Genomic DNA, 4,162 nt, shown 5'->3' on the forward strand with positions numbered 1-4,162 from the left:
ACAACATATTATGCACCAGACCGTGATAGATATTTCCCGCACCGATTCTGACAGCGCGCGCAATATCTTCAGCCGAAAAAAGTTTTGTCAGCTTATCAAGCGTCCCGATAAGCGGTGTCGTATCAAAATAAAGCTGAAATAATTCCGACGGCTCCCAACGCAAGAGTTCTTGTTTTCCCGCAAGAAAACCACATATCAAGTTCCTATTAGAAAGGCCGTCAAGCATATCATTGTATGTACGGATATCATCTGCTTTGAGTTCATCCAGTATCATAACAATATCGATATCACTTTTTTCATTTGCTTCTCCTCTACCGTAACTTCCTTGCAATCCGACGAAATATATCCTCTCACCAAACACATTCTGTACCGTTTTCACGAAGCAAGGTATCCATTCTTTTAACTGTATCATAGATTCTTCCCTCCTTCGACTACTTCCTTAGAAAGAATGACCCCCTGCCAAAAAAGCAGGGGGATTTTTCTTATTTCATCAATTCTCTTACGAAATTCGGAAGTGCGAAACAACCTTGCTGAACTTCAGCATTATGGTAACGCATTTTCATCGTCTGACGGCTCGTATCGGCATCTTTCGGGCCGTATTTTTTCGAGCCGAACGTGAAGCAATGGCAGCCACCCGGATAGATGGGGATATGTGCCAAGTAGAGATCCGTGATCGGGAAGATGGCTTTTACATCTTTCTGGATGCGTTTGATAAGCTCTCTGTGATAGAACGGAGATTCCGTCTGCTGTACGAAAAGACCGTCTTCTTTGAGCGCTTTGTATACGTTTTTGTAGAATTCCGGCGTGAAGAGACCTTCGCCCGGACCAATCGGGTCGGAGCAGTCAACGATGATAACATCGTATTCGTTCGTAGCGTCTGCCATGTGCTGAATACCATCACCGATCTTGAGGTCAAGTTTCGGATTAGGTTCGTTGAGTGCTACGCTGATCTCAGGCAAATATTTTTTGCAAACATCAACGACCATGCCGTCGATCTCTACCATTTCTACTTTTTCTACTGTGTCATGACGAACGACTTCACGTACCGTACCGCCGTCACCGCCGCCGATTACGAGAACTTTTTTCGGATTCGGATGAATGAAGAGCGGAACGTGTGCGATCATTTCATGATATACATATTCTTCAAAAATACTCGTCTGGAAAACGCCGTCCAATACGAGCATACGACCGAACTGATACGAGTCGACAACTGCTACATCTTGGAATTCCGATTTGCCTGCAAAGAGGGTTTCTTTTACGCGTGCCGTAAGACCGAGCGTTTCTGTTTGATTTTCAGTGCACCATAATTGCATAGTTTCTACTACCTCCTAAACAACATCTTATCTTTTATTATACCGAATTTCACAAATTATACAAGTCTAATACAAAAAAGAGGGCACTACCGCCCTCTTTTTGTAATTATATTTTCGCTGCGATGGCTTCTGCCATTTCCATCGTGGATGCTTTTTTCATGCCTTCACGATAGAGATCTGCCGTACGATAGCCGTCAGCAAGGACTTCATCGACTGCTTTTTCGATCGCCAGAGCTGCTTCGTTTTCATCGAGCGAATAGCGAAGCATCATAGCGGCGGACAAGATCGTACCGACAGGGTTAGCGATCCCCATACCTGCAATATCGGGTGCACTGCCGTGGATAGGCTCATAAAGCCCTGTCCCCTTACCCATGCTTGCCGACGGCATCATACCGATCGAACCGCCGATAACAGCGGCTTCATCACTCAAGATATCACCGAACAGATTGCTCGTGACAAGAACGTCGAAGCCTTTCGGATTGGATGCGAGCTGCATTGCCGCATTATCTACATACATATCGCCGAGCTCTACATCAGGATATTTTTCTGCGACTTCATGCGCCGTTTTACGCCACAGTCTGGACGATGCAAGTACGTTCGATTTGTCGACCGAAGTGACTTTGCCTTTGCGTTTTTGTGCCGCTTGACAAGCAAGCTCTACGATGCGTTCGATCTCCGGTTTCGTATAGAATTCTTTGTCCCACGCAGTCATCACACCATCGACTTCTTGCGCTTCGAATTTCTCACCGAAATAGATACCGCCTGTCAATTCGCGAACAATAAGAATATCTGCACCGCTGACAAGCTCTGGCTTGAGCGGAGAGTATTCTGCAAGCGAAGCAGGCACGCTGATCGGACGAAGATTCGCAAAAAGTCCGAGTGCCTTACGAAGTCCGAGAATTGCACGTTCAGGTCGAAGATGCGGTGCTACACTATCCCATTTCGGGCCGCCGACTGCACCCAAGAGGACTGCATCAGCCGCTTTTGCCGCATCGATCGTTGCTTGCGGAAGTGGTTCGCCGAACTTATCGATTGCCGCACCACCCGCATCGTATTCGCTGAAAACAAGCTCGATATTATGTTTTGCGGCCACTTTTTTAAGTACCAAGATCGCCGCATCTGTGATCTCTCTTCCGATCCCATCACCCGGAATCACGACTATCTGTTTCATATGATTATTCTCCTTTGACGTAGTTGATAAGACCGCCCGCTTTGGCAATATCTTGAATAAAGCCCGGAAGCGGCTGCGACGAATATTCTTCACCAGTCGTAATATTCTTTACGATGCCTGCACTTAAGTCTACACTGATCTGATGGCCTGCTTTGATCTTCTCTACATCGTCGCCGATCTCAAGAAGCGGTAATCCGATATTGATCGCATTGCGATAAAAAATACGCGCGAAATTGTTTGCGATAACAACAGGCACACCGCTGGCTTTAATCGCCACAGGAGCATGCTCACGCGAGGAACCACAGCCGAAATTGCGATCGGCTACGATGATATCGCCTTCTTGTACATTGGGCGCGAATGTCGTGTCGATATCTTCCATACAATGCGCCGCCAATTCTTTCGGATCAGCCGTATTCAAGTAACGAGCGGGAATAATAACATCTGTATCAATGTTGTCGCCATAACGCCATACTTTGCCTTCTAAAATCATCTTACATGACCTCCTTCGGTTCTGCGATACGTCCTGCAACAGCACTTGCCGCCGCAACGCTCGGACCTGCCAAATATACTTCGCTGTCTACGTGTCCCATACGACCGCGGAAGTTGCGGTTCGTCGTCGAGACAGCACGTTCGCCTGCTGCAAGAATACCCATATAACCGCCAAGGCATGGACCGCAGGTCGGTGTGCTGACGATCGCATTCGCTTCGATGAATGTTTCGATATAACCGCGTTTCATTGCTTCCATATAGACATGCTGCGAACCAGGGATAATGATGGCGCGCACATCATCATGAACTTTTTTGCCTTTTAATATTTCTGCCGCTTGTTCAAGATCCTCGATACGACCATTCGTACAAGAACCGATAACGACCTGGTCTATCTTGATCTTGCCGACATCTTCTACATTCTTCACATTTTCGGGAAGATGCGGAAGTGCTACAACAGGTTTGAGCGCAGAAAGATCGATCGTAACGACCGATGCGTACTCTGCATCTGCGTCAGCCTCTACGATCTCGTACGGCTTCGTTACGCGACCTGTAATATATTCCATCGTAATCTCGTCAACAGGGAAAATACCGTTTTTCGCACCTGCTTCAATTGCCATATTCGAAATGGTCAGACGGTCTGTCATCGTAAGTGATTTTACCCCTTCACCGGCAAACTCGAGTGCTTGATAACGAGCACCGTCTACACCGATCATACCGATAAGCGTCAAAATAACATCTTTACCGCAGACCCATTTCGGAAGCGAGCCTGTCAATTCTACCTTAATGGTAGACGGTACTTTGAACCACGTATCGCCTGTTGCCATTGCCGCGCCCATGTCAGTCGAGCCGACACCTGTTGCAAAGGCACCGACGGCACCGTATGTACACGTATGGGAATCGGCACCGATGATAACTTCACCCGGAGCGACCAAACCTTTTTCAGGTAAAATAACGTGCTCGATCCCCATACGACCAACTTCGAAATAATGTTTGATCTGATGCTTCTTCGCAAACTCACGCATCGTTTTTGCCATACCTGCCGACTTGATATCCTTGTTTGGTGCAAAATGGTCAGGCACGAGTGCAATTTTTTCGCGGTCAAATACCGGTCGACCTATTTTTTCAAATTCTTTGATAGCGGGCGGAGCCGTAATATCGTTCCCCAATACCAAGTCTACTTTACTTTTGA

The 4,162-nt window shown here is 47.0% G+C and carries 5 protein-coding genes; all 5 read right to left on the reverse strand.

Annotation, left to right across the window (positions count from 1 at the left end; genetic code table 11):
* The coding region (locus tag IJN28_05705) for a nucleotidyltransferase domain-containing protein (GenBank protein ID MBQ6713261.1) at positions 1-412 on the reverse strand (412 nt) is incomplete at its 3' end.
* Between the two features lie 70 nt (positions 413-482).
* Positions 483-1,313: a polyamine aminopropyltransferase gene (speE, locus tag IJN28_05710; protein MBQ6713262.1), complete on the reverse strand. Its 831-nt coding sequence runs from the start codon at positions 1,311-1,313 to the stop codon at positions 483-485.
* A gap of 106 nt (positions 1,314-1,419) precedes the next feature.
* Complete coding sequence (leuB, locus tag IJN28_05715) at positions 1,420-2,484, reverse strand: 3-isopropylmalate dehydrogenase (protein MBQ6713263.1); 1,065 nt, start codon at positions 2,482-2,484, stop codon at positions 1,420-1,422.
* A 4-nt stretch (positions 2,485-2,488) separates the two neighbouring features.
* Positions 2,489-2,974 carry a 3-isopropylmalate dehydratase small subunit gene (gene leuD, locus IJN28_05720; GenBank protein ID MBQ6713264.1) on the reverse strand — a complete coding sequence of 162 codons (486 nt, stop codon included), beginning with the start codon at positions 2,972-2,974 and terminating at the stop codon, positions 2,489-2,491.
* Position 2,975: 1 nt separating this feature from the next.
* The coding region (gene leuC, locus IJN28_05725) for a 3-isopropylmalate dehydratase large subunit (protein ID MBQ6713265.1) at positions 2,976-4,162 on the reverse strand (1,187 nt) is incomplete at its 5' end.

It is taken from the genome of Selenomonadales bacterium (assembly GCA_017442105.1).
Classification (GTDB): domain Bacteria; phylum Bacillota; class Negativicutes; order RGIG982; family RGIG982; genus RGIG982.

Bases quoted from the DNA above. Each gene is read 5' to 3' on its own strand.
- speE (MBQ6713262.1), bottom strand. From the start codon at position 1,313: ATGCAATTATGGTGCACTGAAAATCAAACAGAAACGCTCGGTCTTACG.
- leuB (MBQ6713263.1), bottom strand. From the start codon at position 2,484: ATGAAACAGATAGTCGTGATTCCGGGTGATGGGATCGGAAGAGAGATC.
- leuD (MBQ6713264.1), bottom strand. From the start codon at position 2,974: ATGATTTTAGAAGGCAAAGTATGGCGTTATGGCGACAACATTGATACA.